The following is a 17326-nucleotide window of genomic DNA, read 5'->3' as shown; positions in this document are numbered from 1 at the left end:
TTGTAGTTTGTACATGAAAGTCCTAAAATACGCGTCCAATTTATTTGTATAACGACGTATGGTGCCAAACTTCGGGTTTGGAGAGCGATACGGCCTTAAACTAGAGGTTTCCTATGAAAGACGGTATTCATCCTAAGTACGAGACGATCTCAGCAACTTGTTCTTGTGGTAACAAATTCGAGACGCGTTCAACTCTTTGTAAAGACATTCACCTAGACGTATGTTCTGCATGTCACCCATTCTACACTGGTAAGCAGAAGATCCTTGACACAGGTGGTCGTGTTGATCGCTTCAACAAGCGCTTCGGTGCGCTATCTGCTAAGCGTTAATTACGACTTAGTCAGCAAGAGAAAGCACCTACGGGTGCTTTTTTCGTTTAAGAGTAAATCAATTACCTCCTATATAAATTACTTTCTTTTCTTTCTCTCGCAATAAAAATCACTCGCAACTTGGTATTGTATTAAAAAGTTGCCATATTTGTTCTATAACATAGTTAAAACAATAGATTGTTAGCATAATAAACCATCGCTTCTGTGACCTCGTTTTTATGATTAACAGGTTGGTGTCGAGTGTTTAAATTTACCTAAGTCATGAATAGTTATGCGGGTTAAATTTGCTATTAAAGTCATCTAAATGTCACTAAATGTAGTTATCTTTCTTTAAAGTTGGATTAATGCTGTGATTGTTGTTTAAAGTTGATTTTATTGTTTTTTTTGCATATTAATTAATCTATTGTCGCCCTGTTTAGTATGTGTAAGCGTTAAATTATTGCAGTAAATATTGATGAAAAGTGGCTTAAAAGTCGCTAAATTACAAAAAATATCGGCTAACAGGATAGACCTGATAGTGCTTGAATTAATTTTCAAAAAAGGTATTGTTGAAAGCAGTTAGCGAATTTTTATCTCACTCTCACTTTTAACTTCTCGTAGGAAAAAATCGCGTCATGTCAGATTTACGTGAAAAAGCATTACATTACCACGCACACCCCGTCCCAGGTAAAATCAGTGTTGAGCTGACAAAGCCAGCTGAATCAGTAAAAGATCTTGCCCTAGCTTATAGTCCAGGTGTTGCAGAACCTGTACGTGAAATTGCAGCAGATCCAGCCAATGCATATCGTTATACCGGCAAAGGCAATATGGTAGCTGTTATCAGTAATGGTACTGCTATTTTAGGCCTAGGTAATTTAGGTCCATTGGCGTCTAAGCCTGTGATGGAAGGTAAAGCACTTCTATTTAAGCGTTTTGCTGGATTGGATTCAATTGATATTGAAGTGAAGCACAACACAACTGAAGACTTTATCAATACCGTTGCAAACATTGCAGATACATTCGGTGGTATTAACTTAGAAGATATCAAAGCACCTGAGTGTTTCGAGATCGAAAAAGCGTTGATTGAGCGTTGTGATGTACCGGTTTTCCATGATGATCAACACGGAACAGCGATTGTAACAGCTGCGGGTATGTTAAACGCACTTGAAATTCAAGGTAAAGACATCAAAGAAGCCATCATTGTGTGCTTAGGTGCAGGTGCTGCAGCTATCGCATGTATGGAGCTATTGATTAAATGTGGTGCACAACGCGAGCACATTTATATGCTAGACCGTAAAGGTGTTATCCATACTCGTCGCGATGACTTAAATGAATACAAAACGTTGTTTGCCAACAATACGGACAAGCGTACTTTGCAAGATGTCATTGCTGAAGCTGATGTGTTTGTTGGTGTATCAGGTCCTGACTTATTATCACCGGAAGACTTGAAGTTGATGGCTGATAAGCCAGTGGTATTTGCATGTTCTAATCCAGATCCAGAGATCAGCCCAGAAGTGGCGCATGGTGCGCGTGATGATTTAATTATGGCGACAGGCCGCTCTGATTATCCTAATCAGGTTAATAACGTACTGTGTTTCCCATTCATTTTCCGTGGTGCGCTGGATGTACGTGCAACCGCTATTAACGATGAAATGAAGATTGCAGCAGTGGAAGCGATCCGCAGTATTGCTAAAGAACCTGTACCTCAAGAAGTATTGGTTGCAGCAGAAGTGGATACACTCGAGTTTGGTTCAGAGTATATTATTCCAAAACCAATGGATCCGCGCTTACTTCCTCGCATAGCGAAAGCGGTTGCACAAGCTGCAATTGACTCAGGTGTTGCGCAAATTGATATGCCAGAAAATTACATGGCCTAATCACCAGATACAAAAAAGCCTCACTTCAATTTGTGAGGCTTTTTTTTGGCCTGAACAAAGACTTAATCTTCGTTGATCTCTGGGATTTCTAAGCCCATTTTTTCCATGATTTCACGAACTTCCGCAGGGATCTTTTCAGGGTTATCTTTTCTTAAATCTTCATCGTTTGGCAAAGGTTGCCCTGTAAAGGCATGAAGAAAAGCTTCACACAATAATTCACTGTTTGTTGCATGGCGCAGGTTATTCACCTGTCGACGAGTCCTTTCATCCGTCAGTACTTTAAGTACATTCAGAGGAATTGAAACTGTGATCTTTTTCACTTGTTCTGATTTTTTACCGTGTTCTGCATAAGGGTGAACATATTCACCGTTCCATTTAGCCATAATTGTGTACTTGCCTCAGTGTTTACCTTGAATGCAAATAAGACTGTATTTTGCGTGCTGAGTGAACTGCAGACGGTATGTACTTCGCACAAAATTTATGTGTGTGCATTGTACAGGAAATTGGCAGAATACTCGGTCTTTTGCCATATTTGGTCAAAGATCCAGTCTTATTGACATCCTTTATCGCTTTCGTGGCGAAATTTTATCGGTTTGAATAAGATAGTCAAATACTAGTTATTTAGCCATATAGAAGGATAAATGTTTTGACATCTTTCGGTTGTTCATCTAACCTTTTAGACGTCTAAACATCCAAGTATCTAGGTGACCTATGAGCCAAAGTAAAAAGTCAACGATTGCCGTAAGAAATGGCATCGATGCTGACAAGCATCACGGTGCAGTTGTGCCTCCTCTTTATTTATCTACGACCTATTCTTTTGCTGATTTTGATAAGAAGCGAGACTATGATTACGGTCGCAGTGGTAATCCAAATCGCGATATATTAGCCGATACACTGACGCAACTTGAAGGCGGTGAAAAAGGCATTATCACTGCAACTGGCATGGCTGCAGTTCACCTAGTCACACAGCTGTTAAATCACGATGATACGCTGGTTATTCCACATGACTGTTATGGTGGAAGCTACCGCTTATTTACATCGTTAGAGAAACGTGGCTTATTGAAAGTAAAAGTACTTGATTTGACTCAGCCTGACAGCCTTGCGCAAATTGCAGAGATTGCACCTAAGATTGTTTGGATAGAAACACCGAGTAACCCTATTTTACGTTTAACGGATATTGAGGCCGTGGTGAGTGCTGCACATGGGTGTGGTGCTTTGGTTGCGGCGGACAATACATTTTTATCACCGGCATTGCAAAATCCAATTGCGTTCGGTGTAGACATCGTGGTGCATTCAACCACTAAATTTATTAATGGCCACTCAGATGTTGTTGGTGGTGCCGTTATTGCACGGACTCAGGAGCTTGGCGATGAGCTTGCTTGGTGGGCGAATAATATTGGGATCACAGGTTCTCCGTTTGATAGCTACTTAACGCTGCGCGGTTTAAGAACGTTAAAAGTACGCCTAAAGCAGCATGAGCAAAATGCATTGGCGATTGCGCAGTATTTAGAATCATCACCTTTTGTTGAGCAAGTATATTACCCAGGCCTTGCGTCTCACCCTCAACACGCACTTGCGAAAAAGCAGCAGCATGGGTTTGGTGGCATGGTGAGTTTTGATATTAAAGGGACTCTGAAAGACTCTGCGACATTTTTAACCTCACTTTCTCAGTTCTCCTTGGCAGAATCTTTAGGCGGTGTGGAAAGCTTAATTTGTCACCCAGCGACCATGACTCACGCGGGCATGGAACCACAGGCTCGTCTTGAAGCAGGCGTTGGAGATACTTTGATCCGTATTTCAGTTGGTATCGAAGATGTAGAAGATTTACTTGCTGATTTAGAGCTGGCTTTTCAAAAAGTAAATAGCCCTGAATCAGGTAGCTCAGACAGTGCCAAAGATTTTAAATTATCACCAGCACATACGGTTTTATGGTAAGCACATGACAAAAGTAGTACATAAATTTGGTGGCTCAAGCCTGAGCTCAGCAGCGCGCTATCAAGCGGTTGCAAATATCATTTTGGGCCAATGCCAAGCGGGTGATTGTGTAGTCGTTTCTGCGGCCGGTAAAACGACCAATACTTTGGTCAAGCTATGGCAAAGCTATGTGCAAAAAGATGACAATGGATTTAACGACATCTTATTGCAGGTAGAAAATCATCAAAATCAGCTTCTAAGCGAGCTATTTGATAGTCAACAGGTGAGAGCATTATCAAGCCAACTAAAAGATGAATTGCAGAGCATTGCTAAAGCGGCCAAGGGTGGCGTGTTGCACGAGGCGACCTTGCTGGCTTATGGCGAGATTTGGTCAGCAAGATTATTAGCGCGTTTGCTTTGCACGTTAAATGTAGACTCACAGGATGTGGATGCAAGAACGCTGTTCACACAGCATCAGGGACAATTATTACACGCTCAAAATAAGCAAGCTTGTCTTGCGCAAATTAAAGCGGATAAGATTTACGTTGTGACTGGCTTTATTGCCTCAGATTGCGACGCAAAAACAATTACACTTGGACGTAATGGCAGTGACTATAGCGCAACTTTACTCGCTAACTATATTGGTGCCAAAGCGGTTTCAATTTGGACTGATACGCAGGGCGTATTTAGCACGGACCCTCGTAAAGTGAGTTCTGCGATAAAATATCCAAAAGTGTGCCGTGTTCAAGCCAACCTATTAGCTCGCCTTGGCAACCCTGTACTTCATGCGAAAACACTTTCTCCATTAAAAGATACCAATATAAAATTACAAGTTCGTAGTAGCTATGACCCAGAGGTCGTTGGTACAGAAATCGTTAAGCAAGGCTATAGCAAAGACAAACGTTTTATCACCACCTTTGATGAGCTAGATTTGATCCGTGTTGAAGGACTAGCTGTTGGCGAAGTTCGTACTTTGAGTCAGCTAATACAGCATAGTATTCATCACTTTAATAAAGGGGGTGATGATTATTTACTTGTGCCAAGTAAGGACACGCATGCTGTTGCGAGTCATTTAGCAGGGCGGGGTAACATTGTTGAGTCACATCTCAGAGGGCTGGCAATTGTTGCGCCGAGTCATGAAACGGCTCACTTAAATCAGCAGGCTGCTACTGTGTTAGAGCAGCAAGATGTGGTTGTTCGCTTTACCCACAGCGATGGTAGCTATGCCTTGTTCTTAACAGATCAATCAATAGACAGTGATGTACTGGCTATTTTGCATGATAAATTGGTGAACAAAGGTCGAGAACTTGCTGTGATCATCGCCGGACTTGGCAATGTCGGTGAGGTATTTGTTGAGCAATGCCAAAAACAAGTTAAAAAGCTCCAAGCGACCTTCGATCTTAAAGTTGTCGCCTTGGTTCGCTCGAAAGAAATGTTGTTTTGCCCAAGTGGTATTAATATTGAAAACTGGCAGCAGCAGTGGCGTAGTGAAGCACAAGACTATCAGCCAACAGATTTACTAGAGCGCATTGGTGAGCTTGATTATGAAAATAAGGTCGTGATAGACATCACTGCCAGCGATGCCTTTAGCAATATGTACCCTAGTTTTGTCGCACATGATTGTCACCTGATCAGTGCCAATAAATATGCAGGCACAGCAGAGCAAGCTTGGTATGGTAAGCTGCTTGAGCAGCTACAAGAGCGTAACTTGCATTGGCGATATAACACCAGTGTTGGTGCAGGATTACCGATTAATTTTGCCCTAGCGGATTTACAAAATAGTGGCGATACAGTGACGCGCATTGAGGGGGTATTCTCCGGGACGCTTTCGTGGTTATGTAGCAGCTTTGATGGCAGTAAAGCGTTTTCTGAACTGGTGTTAGAAGCACAGTCCATGGGCTATACAGAGCCTGATCCTCGAGAGGATTTATCAGGACGAGATATGCAGCGTAAACTGCTTATTTTAGCCAGAGACCTAGGTTTACAGCTTGATGTTGACGACATCGCTCTAGAACCTTTGATGCCTGCGCATCTGGCTGACGGTGACTGGGATTCGTTTTTGGCCAAGCGTGAAGCGCTAGATGAGTTTTACCAATCTCGTTATGAGCAAGCACAATCTGAAGGTAAAGCATTGCGCTATACCGGTGCATTAGAGGTCGACTCCCAAGGTAAAGTCAGTGCGAAAGTCGGTATTGCTTATGCAGAAGCCGGTAGTGCAATCGCAAATCTAACGCCTGGTGACAATATATTTGTGATCACCAGCCAATGGTATGAAAGTAATCCATTGGTTATCCAAGGCCCTGGTGCGGGTAAAGAAGTGACAGCAGCAGGCATACATTCAGATTTGTACTGGTTAACTCAAAAGCTCAAGTAATCATTCTTTTTTGCTAAGAGAATGAATAAGTAAAAGGCCATGCTTAGCATGGCCTTTTTTATTATCTTCAAAATAGTTCTTCTGTGGCTGGTAGGGCATCTTCAAAGGGGGTACTACTACCAGAGTCTAAAACATATTTGGTCGGGGCAGTGCCGCGTTCAAAGTACTCAAAACGACTGGTATAGTCATTTTTTTCACTTAATAGCCCTGTTTTTAAATCAATTCTGATTGAAACTAATCCAGGTGGCGGTTCTATTGGTGCCAGTGGTGCCTCTTTGAGTGCATGTCGCATAAAGCTAACCCATGCAGGCTGTGCCGTAGTGGCACCTGCTTCGGCGCCGACGATTTGCTTTTTACCTAGGTTGCTATTGTAGGCTGCTCTGCCCAAGGGTTTACTGGCATCATCAAAGCCTACCCACACTGTGGTCAATAGGTTACGGTTAAAGCCGGTAAACCAAGTATCGACCGCATTGTTGGTGGTGCCCGTTTTACCCGCTAAATCTTTTCGTTTTAGCGTTTGTGCACGCCAACCTGTGCCTGTCCAACCTGTTTTGTGTCGCCAACTGCCTCCGCCCCAAATAGCACTTTTTAGTGCATCAGCCACTAAGAACGCATTTTTCTCAGAGATAATTCTCGGTGCACATGTATAGGGATCTACCTCTAATTCATCTTCGTTGCAAACACGTAGTGGGCTCGCAGTACCCAGCTCATTACCAAACGCATCGGTAAGTCGGTCGATAAAGTAGGGTTCAATCAGGTGACCGCCATTGGCAAATGCACTCATACCTCTTGCCATTTCCAGCGGGGTCATGGCTGCACTCCCCAGCGCAAGAGATTCACTGCGCACGACATCTGCATCATCAAAGCCAAATTTAAGAATGTGATCGGCGGTATTATTTAATCCAACACCACGCATCAGCCGCACGGAGACGACATTTTTTGATTGGGCAAGGGCTCTGCGAATACGAATTGGACCACTGTATACGTCAGGGCTATTTTTTGGTCGCCAAGCAACGCCTAGGCTTTTGTCCCAATGATTAATTGGAGCATCGTTAATGATGGTTGCAAGTGTATAATCGCCTTCTAAAGCTGCTGAATAGATAAACGGTTTAATGTTTGAGCCAACCTGACGTTTGGCTTGAACCGCTCGATTGTACTGGCTTTGCTTAAAGCTATAGCCACCGACAAGCGCTTTAATTTGACCGTTTTGTGGATCGAGTGAAACCAGTGCACTGGCAGGTTGTGGTAATTGGCTTAACATCCATGTTTGATCAACACGACGGACCCAGACTTGCATGCCTGGGGCTAAAATATCTGCCGCAGATTTTGGCGCATGGCCCTGACGGCGTTCATTAATATAAGCTCGTGCCCAGTTTATAGCTGGCCAGTCTAATGTAATGGTTTCGCCTGATTTAAGGATAACTTCAGCGGATTGCTCTTCAATCGCGGTGACGACTGCGGCGTGAAGCGGGTCAATTGCTTTGACTTTTTTCAGCCGTTCGGTGATTTGTGTCACACTCCACGGAGTATCTTCAGCCTGCCAATAACGAGCACTGGGTCCTCTGAAACCATGACGCATATCATAATTATGTAAGTTATCAATCAGCGCTTGTTGTGCAGCTGCCTGTGTACTGGCATCGACAGTCGTGTATACGCGAAAACCTGAGTTGTAAGCTGTATCTGCGCCGTAGGTTTCAACCATGTAAGCGCGCACCATTTCAGAAATATAAGGGGCGTATAACTCAATTTCAGCGCCATGACGCTTTGCAGTGATTGGTGCATTGATAGCGTCTTGGTACTCAGCTTGCGTAATATACTTTTCAGCAAGCATACGGCCTAACACGACATTACGCCTGGCTTTTGCGCGGGTTGGGTTGCGTATCGGGTTGAGTGCAGAAGGCGCTTTAGGTAAGCCAGCAATCATCGCCATTTGAGGTAATGTTAGCTCGTTAAGCTCTTTTCCATAATACACTTGTGCAGCAGCGCCGATACCAAATGAGCGATGCCCTAATTCAATTTTGTTAAGGTATAGCTCAAAGATTTCGTCTTTACTCAGCAAGCGCTCAATATGTATAGCAATAAAGATTTCTTTAACTTTACGAATATAGGCTTTTTCTCGAGTTAAAAAGAAGTTTCTTGCCAATTGCATTGTGATGGTACTTGCACCTTGCTTTTTTTGGCCCGTGCTGACGAGCACAATAAAAGAGCGCACTATACCTATGGGATCAATGCCAAAATGTTCATAGAAGCGGTTATCTTCTGTCGCTAAGAAGGCATTGAGCATGGGTTCAGGTACATCGGCGATTTTTACCGGTATACGACGTTTTTCACCAAACTGGTTGATCAGCTTCCCCTCTCTGGTAAATACCTGCATAGGGGTTTGTAACTGGACGTCTTTAAGGACTTTGACGCTGGGAATATCGGATTTTACATAGAAATATAAACCGACCAGGATCAGTACGCCAAGAAGGCCAAAAGCGAAAATAGTCTGTAGTAATCTTTTTAATAAATTCACGAATTTATCTCTAGTGAGACTCCCAATTACAAGTGGACGCTGTTAGTATATCCTGATTAAAAAACGATTAATAACTTTTGCGTAAATTCTTCAGCCCGAACAGGTGTCAAATAATGCACTGTTGTTGTTTGGTAAGTATAATGCATAATACTTAAGGCGTATCAAATGTTAATTCCTAATTGAGCACGCCAAGATAACGACTAGAACTAATACTTGGGTAAATTGCATGTTCGATCAAATATTTAAAAAACACGCCCCTTTGATGGTTGGAATAGATATTGGCTCGCACTGTGTAAAAGCTGTGTTGCTTGCTGAATCAAGTGCAGGCTATCGAGTGGAAGCGGTTGCTATTGAACCGCTGCCAAAAGGTGCGATGAAAGAACGTGCAATCCAAGATATCGAAGCGATTGGTCGTGTTATCTCTAAACTGAAAAAAAGGCTGCCAAAAGGTACTCAGTTTGCATCGGTTGCCGTTTCTGGGCAAACCGTTATTACCAAAATGATTTTTATGGATGTGTCTTTAACAGACGCTGAATTAGAATCACAAATCGCCATAGAGGCGGACAGTTTAATCCCATACCCACTTGATGAAGTCAGTTTGGACTTTGAAAAATTATCAGTGAATGAAGCGGACCCCTCCAAAGTGAATGTATTATTGTCTGCTGCACGAACGGAAAGCGTTCAGGCACGAGTCGGTGCGCTGGAAGAGTCGGGATTAAAGGCAAAGGTGGTTGATGTGGAAAGTTATGCATTGGCAAGGTCTGTTGATGTGTTGTACGAGCAATTACCGTCAGACTCCTATGACAAAGTCGTTGCCATCATTGATATCGGGGCAGTCGTCACCTTGATCAGTGTGGTACAGTCGGGAAAAACACTTTACACAAGAGATCAAGTGTTTGGTGGTGAGCAATACACCAATAGTATTGTCGCATATTACAACAAGACTTTTGATGAGGCGGAATTGGCAAAGACAACAGGGGATTTGCCACCCAATTATACCTTTGAGGTACTTGCTCCTTTTCAAACTTCGCTCTTGCAGCAAATACGCAGAGCATTGCAAATGTTCATGACAACCAGTGGTCATGATCAAGTGGACTACATTATTTTGACTGGTGGTACAGCACTTGTCGAAGGGTTAGATCGACTCCTAGTAGACGAATTAGGTGTGCATAGCATCATTGGTGATCCATTTGCGAATATGGAAATAGCTCCTAAAGTTGATAGAAGCGTGCTTAACCGTCACAGTGCGCAATTCTCGATAGCAACGGGACTGGCTTTGAGGAGCTTTTCTGCATGCCACATATAAATTTACTTCCATGGCGAGAACAGCAGAGACAGGCATCACAGCAAAAGTTTTTGTCTATCTTAGCAGTGATAGTCGCAACGAGTTTGGCCGTAATGTATCTAATGGGGACATTTTATGACGGCTTGAGACAAGGTCAAGAAATTAAAAATCGTTATTTGCAAGGTGAAATAGCCAAATTAGATAAGCGCATTGGTGAAATTGAAGGCTTGAATAAGCAAAAAGAAAATCTTCAGCGCCGGATCCGGCTCATCGAAGTGCTGCAAAGCAACCGTAACTTGGGTACTCAAATCATTGATGAAGTGGCCAGAGTTGTTCCTGCTGGTGTGTATTTAACGAGTTTGGAACGCTCTGAGGATATGATCAAAGTTGTGGGGCGCAGTGAGTCAAATAACCGCTTGTCGCAAATGCTCAGGGCGGTAGAGTCATCGTATTTGCTCGAAAAGCCTGTGATCCAGGGCATTGTTGCAGGCAGCAATGATGATAGATTACTGAGTGATTTTATGATGCACTTTTATGTTAAGTCATTTGAACAAATGGAGCAGGAGCGTCAGCAGGCTGGTCATGCAGAGGCAGGAGTACCAGAGTCGTGAAATTTGATATCAAATCATTACAAGAAATTGATTGGAATGAAGTTGAGCTAGATAACATAGGCGAATGGCCTTTACCCGTTAAGATACTATGCTGCACCATGGTGGTGCTTATTATGCTCATTGTTGGCTATACGATGCTTGTGTCTTCATCTATCGACCGTTACGAATCAGCCGTAAATAAAGAAGAAGAGCTCCGTAAGAGTTACCGCATAAAATATGGGCGCGCAAATAATTTAGAGCTATATCGGCAGCAAATGCTCGATATGGAAGAGCAGTTTTCACAATTGTTGAGAAAACTACCAACGTCGAACGAAACACCAGGGTTATTAGATGACTTAACGTATGTTGGCACTTCTAGCGGCTTAACGTTTTTGAAAATTGGCTGGTTACCTGAGGTGAAAAAAGAGTTTTATACGGAGTTACCGATCAACCTAGAAGTTGTGGGTAGCTACCATGAGTTTGGTGAGTTTGTTAGTAAAGTGGCTCAGTTGCCAAGGATAGTGAGCTTGCATGATTTTAGAATTGAAAATGCAGGCAATAACTCGTTAGTTTTTGGTGTGGTAGCGAAAACTTATCGCTATGAGCAAGGGGGAAGCCGATGATGCGGCTGGCACCGTTGATGCTTATAATGCTATTTTTGGCTGCCTGTAATGATGATACTGCGGAGCAAAAGGAGTATATCGATAGGGTACAAGCCAGTGCGACACCTTATATTGACCCTATTCCGGAAATGATGAACTTTGAGCACTTTCCATATCAAGCATCTGAGCTGCGCAGTCCGTTTGTAGCGCCTCAGCCTGAGGTTATAGAAAACCGGCTTGTGCAAATAAAAAATTGTTTACACCCAGATCCAGAGAGAATGCGAGACCCACTTGAAAAATTCCCGTTGGATAACCTTGTTATGAAAGGCATAATTGCAACTAATGTGACAACGTGGGCATTGATAAAAGCCGCTGATCAGGGGTTATATCGGATAAAGGAAGGGCAATATATGGGACTTTATCATGGTGAAGTGGTTGGTGTGCACTCTGATAGAATTGAGTTAATGGAGCTTATCCCTGATGGCTCTGGTTGTTGGAAAGAGCGACTCACAACAGTTGAGATGCCAGAAGCTGGTGAAATGGGCGCGAGTGAATAATAAAAAGGTGATACGACTATGACGCGCAACCTAGCGAAGAGTTTTACGAAAACACTGATAGGTGGAGTATTTTTAGGAGCTTCAGTATGCTCTTATGCGATCCCCATGCTTTATGATGTGCGCTACAATCCGATTGCTTCTGGAGAAACAGAGCTACAATTGGTATTCGACGAGCAGCTTGAAGGCGAACCTCAAGTTCAAGTTTTAAATGATCCGGCGCGTTTGGAATTGTTTTTCAAAGATGCTGAGTTTGAAGAAAGCTTAAAACAAATGGCTATTGGCAAAGCTGGGATCCGTGCAATTCAAAGTAATATGGAAGCCGATGGCTTTCGGATTTCTATTTTGCTTGAAGAGCTCAAACTCTATAAAACCACGGTGAAAAATAACTTGGTATATCTGCAAGTTTCCGACAAACCTATTCCTGATCTAAGTGCAGCAGAAAAAACAAATCAATATATTAATGGTATTCAAAGCATCGACTTTAAGCGCACCACTGAAGGGGCGGCACAAATATTGGCATTTTTAAATTCAGCGCAAAGTGCCATCGACGTGCAACAAGTCGGTGATAAAATCATCGCAGACTTTCATCATATCAGTATTCCTGATGAACATTTATACGAGTTAGATGTGACTGACTTTGGCACGGTTGTCAGTAAAATAGAAACATTTAGAGAAGGTACCAAAACTCGTATTGTCATTGAACCGAATTCGGCATTTAAATTCAATTATCAGCAGCTGAACAACATATTTACTCTGACCGTTGAAAAAGATACGACAGAGTTCAACTTTGGCGAAAACAAGTCATATCAAGGTCAGCCAATTACCTTAAACTTTCAGGACATTCCGATCCGCTCTGTCCTGCAAATAATTGCAGATACAAACAACTTTAACTTAGTTACGAGTGATTCTGTATCTGGCAATATCACGCTGCGATTAGACGGCGTACCTTGGGATCAAGCACTTGATGTTGTATTGCGAGTGAAGGGGCTTGATAAGCGCATGGAAGGGTCTATCTTGATGGTAGCGCCCTCGGAAGAGTTGAGTGCGCGTGAAGCGAAAGAATTGCAAGCCAGAAAACAAGTTGAGGAACTTGAACCATTATATACAGAATACATCCAGCTGAATTACGCAAAAGCACAAGAGTTTTCTGACTTATTGAAAACAGATGTTAATTCCATAATCAGCTTGCGCGGTAGTGTGTCCGTTGATACCAGAACGAATACCTTACTGATCAAAGACACCGCACGTAGTATTGAAAGTATAAGACGTATGGTTGAAAAGTTGGATGTGCCAGTTAAACAGGTACGCATTGAATCTCGGATGGTCACAGTAACCGATAACATCCAAGAAGATTTAGGGATACGTTGGGGATTTAGTGATCAGCAAGGTAGTGATGCATTGTCTGGGAACTTAACTGCTGCTGATTTGCTCTCCGGTGGTACGATACCTGGTTTGGAAGACAGGCTAAATGTCAATTTACCAGCGCCAGCAACGGCTGCGAGTGTCGGCATGCATATCGCGAAACTTTCGGATGGCACTTTAATAGACCTAGAATTGTCCGCACTAGAACAGGAAAACAAAGGGGAGATCATTGCGACTCCGAGTATTACTACAGCGAACCAAAAAACAGCGCGCATTGAGCAAGGTACAGAGATCCCATTTGTTGAAGCATCCTCCAGTGGTGCTACGGCCGTTGAGTTTAAAAAAGCGGTATTGAGTTTAGAAGTGACACCGCAAATTACGCCAGATAACAAAATTATTTTAGATTTAATTATCACTCAAGATACGCGAGGTGATACAGTACAAACCGCAAATGGCCCTGCTGTGGCGATTAATACTCAGCAGATCCAAACACAAGTATTAGTTGATAATGGCCAAACCGTGGTTCTTGGTGGTATTTACCAACAAGAAACGACAAACGCAGTGAGTAAAGTACCGCTTCTAGGGGATGTTCCCTACCTTGGTGTGCTATTTAGAAACACCAAAGAGATTAATGAAAAGAAAGAGTTGTTGATTTTTGTCACGCCCAGAATTATGAATGATAATTTGTAATGGCGATAAATTAACAAATAAAGGTGGAATTTACGCCTTTTGACTTGAAATGTTGAATAGATTACTGAGATAATCCCCTCCTTAATTTTGGGGCCAGGTCGTTAGGCGGGGTTTTATTTCAAATTTTAGAGTTCGTTTGTACTAAAAAGATATGGCTGAGAAACGTAATATATTTCTAGTAGGCCCTATGGGGGCTGGTAAAAGCACAATTGGTCGTCACATTGCTGACCAATTACACCTTGAGTTTTTTGATTCGGATCAGGAAATTGAGCGCCGTACTGGTGCTGATATTGCCTGGGTTTTTGATATCGAAGGAGAAGAAGGTTTTCGTAAGCGTGAAGAGACTGTAATTTCAGATTTGACTGAAAAGCAGGGCATCGTTCTGGCAACAGGCGGTGGCTCAGTGATCAGTAAGGAAGTGCGTAACAAACTGTCAGCTCGTGGGATTGTAGTATATTTAGAAACGCCCATTGAAAAACAAGTGGCTCGAACACAGCGAGATAAGCGCCGTCCTTTATTACAGACTGGTGAAGATTCAAGAAAAATTTTAGAAGATTTAGCTGAGCAACGAAACCACTTATACAGCGAAGTTGCTGATATCGTTGTACGCACTGATGAGCAAAGTGCGAAAGTAGTCGCAAATCAAATTATAGATAAGTTAGATTTTTAATTGCCAATATAAAAAGGAGGGTGTAGTGATGCTTGAATTGAATGTGGATTTAAACGAGCGGAGCTATCCCATCTATATTGGACAGAACTTACTATCCGATAAAGGGCGGTTGATTGAGCATATTGGTCACAGTCGCCCAGTTATTATAAGCAATGAAACCATTGCACCTCTATATCTCGAAGTCATTGAATCACAGCTTAGAGATTTATCTCCTCTGCACTTCATTATCCCTGATGGTGAACAGTACAAATCACTTGAGTGGTTTGAAAAGATCTGTGCATTTTTACTTGAACATAACTGCGGTAGAGACACTTGCCTAATAGCTTTAGGTGGTGGAGTGATTGGCGACCTTACTGGCTTTGTTGCTTCAGCATACCAGCGTGGTGTGCCGTTTATTCAAATACCAACGACATTGCTATCCCAAGTCGATTCATCCGTTGGTGGTAAGACGGCGGTCAATCACCCCCTTGGTAAAAATATGATTGGTGCTTTTTATCAGCCTAAAGCTGTATTTATCGATACCAATTCACTTAAAACCTTACCAGCGAGAGAGTTCGCTGCTGGTATGGCAGAAGTGGTTAAATACGGATTGATCTATGATGCTGATTTTTTAACGCTGTTAGAAGATAATGCGGTTCAGTTGAAAGCACTTGATACACAGAGCTTAAATCAAATCATCTACCGCTGCTGCGAAATTAAAGCAGAGATAGTTGCTAAAGATGAAAAAGAGGCAGGGCTGCGTGCATTGCTGAATCTTGGACATACATTTGGTCATGCGATAGAAGCGCAAATGGGTTATGGCAATTGGCTGCATGGAGAAGCGGTCGCAGCTGGCATTATGTTAGCGATGAGGCTTGGACAGCAGCGTGGTGATATGTCTGAGTACGAGGTTACACGTATATGTAACTTGCTTGAACAATATGAGCTACCAACAGCCCCGCCTGAAGAAATGACGTCTGAGCAGTTTATCCATCATATGCGCAAGGATAAGAAGAATAAAAAAGGCAAAATCAGATTTATTTTACCAACCTCTATGGGCGAATGTGCATTAGTCGATGATGTATCTGATGATAATGTAGGTCATTTAATAGGGCGGTAATGCAGTCTCAAATATTGCCAAGTCGCGCTGCCTTGGTAGATAGAATTGCTATGCAATTCGAATATGGGCAGAGCTTAATTTGTTTGGTCGGTAATTCGGGCTTGGGGAAAAGCTATTTAGCAGAGAGCTTTATTACCGACAAATATAGTGACTTTTCTAAAGCGTTTATCCAGCTTAGTGCACACTCAAAAGATGCAGATATTATTCGCCAACTCATGGAGCATACTTTCCGTGCACCATTAGTGGATCAAAAGCTGTCTTTAACTGAAAATTTTTTTGTACTCAATAGTGAGCAACCAGCGGAGCCATGCTTATGGGTACTCGATGGTGCCAGACATCTCAGTGATGAACTCATTACTGAGCTGCAAAATTTAGCGGCTCGTGCGCCAAATACACTCTACATATTGGTGACGGCACAAGCGCCTAATCTGCTACCTAATGCGTTAGATATCCATTTAGAGCCATTATCTCACGCTGAGTCTAAGCAGCTAATGAGAATGTTTTTCTCTGAGTTGCCTCCCGATGACGATCCTATTTTTGCAACTTTTATCAGTGAAGCGAGGGGAAACCCAAGTGTATTACTCGATTGGCAACAAGCTGATCAGCAATTGGATTTGCGAGCAAATATGCCTTCAAAAGGCAAACAAAAGCACTTTTTTATTGGTGCATTTTCATTGATCATCACCCTTTGCCTAGTCGCCATACTTTATAACAAACAATTGCTTGATATGTTGTATATCAAGCAAGGTGTGGCTGAACAGCCGTCAGAGCTGCTCCCAGAGCCCACAGTATTAGAAGCCCAAGCGATACTTGATGAGCAAATGAGCGCTGTGCAAACAGCCCAAGCAGAAGTCGCAAACAAGGAAAGCCCTAAAAATAACGAAACAGATACTCAAGCCGTCACCGCGATATTGGGTGCGTTACTTACTTCACCGGCTGACTCTGCTGCTATAGTTGAAGATAAAGTCAAAGAAATTGATGACTTAGAAGCTGAATTTATCGATGTAAAAAGCCTTGCTGACAACGAAGGGAAGTCATCACTAATACCAGAAGTTAGACAAGACGTTTATCAGCCTGATGCATCGGAAGATACGTCTTTGGAAGTCGCTCAGCCTATTCCTGAGATTCAGAGTGAACAGATCTCTGCAGCAGCACATGATAATACATGGTTTTTATCTCGCTCCGATTCTGAGTGGACGATACAGCTGCTTGCTGTGACGGATAAAAAGGTGGCCAGTGAATTCATCAATCAGCATGGGTTAGCGAATTTCAGGGTTGCTGAAGTGCTCAGAAATGGTCGAACATGGTGGTTTGTCACTTTGGCACCGTATGCGAGTTTAGAAGATGCAAAATTGGCACGGGCTAAGTTAACGACGGATTTATTAGCCGCTAAGCCTTTTTTTAAACAGATCTCTCAAATAAAGCAGCAAATCCAACAGTCACAGTAAAAAAAATAGTGTAAAATCCCGCTACTTTTGGGTAA

14 protein-coding genes are annotated in these 17326 nt (G+C 42.6%); 12 read left to right on the top strand and 2 right to left on the bottom strand.

Annotated elements, in window-relative coordinates; translation table 11 throughout:
- The first annotated feature begins 113 nt into the window (after positions 1–113).
- Both rpmE and L1077_RS03855 read left to right on the top strand, forming a co-directional pair.
- Positions 114–329, top strand: coding sequence for a 50S ribosomal protein L31 (gene rpmE / locus L1077_RS03860; RefSeq protein ID WP_081216524.1), 216 nt, complete (start codon positions 114–116; stop codon positions 327–329).
- Positions 330–943: 614 nt separating this feature from the next.
- Positions 944–2185: a malic enzyme-like NAD(P)-binding protein gene (locus tag L1077_RS03855; RefSeq protein WP_063362812.1), complete on the top strand. Its 1242-nt coding sequence runs from the start codon at positions 944–946 to the stop codon at positions 2183–2185.
- 62 nt (positions 2186–2247) lie between these two features.
- Here L1077_RS03855 and metJ read toward each other — a convergent pair whose 3' ends face one another.
- A complete protein-coding gene (gene metJ / locus L1077_RS03850; protein WP_063362813.1) occupies positions 2248–2568 on the bottom strand; it encodes a met regulon transcriptional regulator MetJ in 321 nt (106 codons plus the stop codon).
- Between the two features lie 328 nt (positions 2569–2896).
- Here metJ and metB point away from each other — a divergent pair, with 328 nt between their 5' ends.
- Together metB and metL are read left to right on the top strand one after the other, a co-directional pair.
- Positions 2897–4120, top strand: a complete 1224-nt coding sequence (gene metB / locus L1077_RS03845) for a cystathionine gamma-synthase (protein ID WP_237135659.1) — start codon at positions 2897–2899, stop codon at positions 4118–4120.
- Positions 4121–4124: 4 nt separating this feature from the next.
- Positions 4125–6473: a bifunctional aspartate kinase/homoserine dehydrogenase II gene (gene metL, locus L1077_RS03840; protein ID WP_237135658.1), complete on the top strand. Its 2349-nt coding sequence runs from the start codon at positions 4125–4127 to the stop codon at positions 6471–6473.
- A 67-nt stretch (positions 6474–6540) separates the two neighbouring features.
- On the opposite strand, the gene L1077_RS03835 is transcribed toward metL, so the two are convergent.
- Positions 6541–8988, bottom strand: coding sequence for a penicillin-binding protein 1A (locus L1077_RS03835; RefSeq protein WP_237135657.1), 2448 nt, complete (start codon positions 8986–8988; stop codon positions 6541–6543).
- A gap of 226 nt (positions 8989–9214) precedes the next feature.
- Here L1077_RS03835 and L1077_RS03830 point away from each other — a divergent pair, with 226 nt between their 5' ends.
- From L1077_RS03830 to L1077_RS03795, 8 genes are all read left to right on the top strand, one after another.
- Positions 9215–10294 (top strand): pilus assembly protein PilM, encoded by a 1080-nt coding sequence (locus L1077_RS03830; RefSeq protein WP_237135656.1) that lies wholly within the window; start codon positions 9215–9217, stop codon positions 10292–10294.
- A complete protein-coding gene (locus tag L1077_RS03825; protein ID WP_237135655.1) occupies positions 10282–10884 on the top strand; it encodes a PilN domain-containing protein in 603 nt (200 codons plus the stop codon). The genes L1077_RS03830 and L1077_RS03825 overlap by 13 nt, the downstream gene beginning before the upstream one ends.
- A complete protein-coding gene (locus L1077_RS03820) occupies positions 10881–11486 on the top strand; it encodes a type 4a pilus biogenesis protein PilO (protein WP_237135654.1) in 606 nt (201 codons plus the stop codon). The genes L1077_RS03825 and L1077_RS03820 overlap by 4 nt, the downstream gene beginning before the upstream one ends.
- Positions 11483–12022, top strand: coding sequence for a pilus assembly protein PilP (locus tag L1077_RS03815; protein ID WP_237135653.1), 540 nt, complete (start codon positions 11483–11485; stop codon positions 12020–12022). The genes L1077_RS03820 and L1077_RS03815 overlap by 4 nt, the downstream gene beginning before the upstream one ends.
- Positions 12023–12040: 18 nt before the next feature.
- Positions 12041–14074, top strand: coding sequence for a type IV pilus secretin PilQ family protein (pilQ, locus tag L1077_RS03810; RefSeq protein WP_237135652.1), 2034 nt, complete (start codon positions 12041–12043; stop codon positions 14072–14074).
- A 151-nt stretch (positions 14075–14225) separates the two neighbouring features.
- Entirely contained in the window at positions 14226–14744 is a 519-nt protein-coding gene (gene aroK / locus L1077_RS03805) for a shikimate kinase AroK (RefSeq protein ID WP_036975093.1), read from the top strand.
- 28 nt (positions 14745–14772) lie between these two features.
- Positions 14773–15843, top strand: a complete 1071-nt coding sequence (aroB, locus tag L1077_RS03800; RefSeq protein ID WP_237135712.1) for a 3-dehydroquinate synthase — start codon at positions 14773–14775, stop codon at positions 15841–15843.
- Positions 15843–17291, top strand: coding sequence for an SPOR domain-containing protein (locus L1077_RS03795; protein WP_237135651.1), 1449 nt, complete (start codon positions 15843–15845; stop codon positions 17289–17291). The genes aroB and L1077_RS03795 overlap by 1 nt, the downstream gene beginning before the upstream one ends.
- Positions 17292–17326: the final 35 nt, after the last annotated feature.

Origin of the sequence: Pseudoalteromonas luteoviolacea, assembly GCF_021654285.1 — a bacterium.
GTDB lineage: Bacteria > Pseudomonadota > Gammaproteobacteria > Enterobacterales > Alteromonadaceae > Pseudoalteromonas > Pseudoalteromonas luteoviolacea_J.
This window is presented reverse-complemented; position numbering and strand designations above follow the sequence as displayed.

Bases quoted from the DNA above. Each gene is read 5' to 3' on its own strand.
- pilQ (WP_237135652.1), top strand. From the start codon at position 12,041: ATGACGCGCAACCTAGCGAAGAGTTTTACGAAAACACTGATAGGTGGA.
- L1077_RS03825 (WP_237135655.1), top strand. From the start codon at position 10,282: ATGCCACATATAAATTTACTTCCATGGCGAGAACAGCAGAGACAGGCA.
- rpmE (WP_081216524.1), top strand. From the start codon at position 114: ATGAAAGACGGTATTCATCCTAAGTACGAGACGATCTCAGCAACTTGT.
- L1077_RS03795 (WP_237135651.1), top strand. From the start codon at position 15,843: ATGCAGTCTCAAATATTGCCAAGTCGCGCTGCCTTGGTAGATAGAATT.
- aroB (WP_237135712.1), top strand. From the start codon at position 14,773: ATGCTTGAATTGAATGTGGATTTAAACGAGCGGAGCTATCCCATCTAT.
- L1077_RS03815 (WP_237135653.1), top strand. From the start codon at position 11,483: ATGATGCGGCTGGCACCGTTGATGCTTATAATGCTATTTTTGGCTGCC.
- metJ (WP_063362813.1), bottom strand. From the start codon at position 2,568: ATGGCTAAATGGAACGGTGAATATGTTCACCCTTATGCAGAACACGGT.
- metL (WP_237135658.1), top strand. From the start codon at position 4,125: ATGACAAAAGTAGTACATAAATTTGGTGGCTCAAGCCTGAGCTCAGCA.
- L1077_RS03830 (WP_237135656.1), top strand. From the start codon at position 9,215: ATGTTCGATCAAATATTTAAAAAACACGCCCCTTTGATGGTTGGAATA.
- aroK (WP_036975093.1), top strand. From the start codon at position 14,226: ATGGCTGAGAAACGTAATATATTTCTAGTAGGCCCTATGGGGGCTGGT.
- metB (WP_237135659.1), top strand. From the start codon at position 2,897: ATGAGCCAAAGTAAAAAGTCAACGATTGCCGTAAGAAATGGCATCGAT.
- L1077_RS03855 (WP_063362812.1), top strand. From the start codon at position 944: ATGTCAGATTTACGTGAAAAAGCATTACATTACCACGCACACCCCGTC.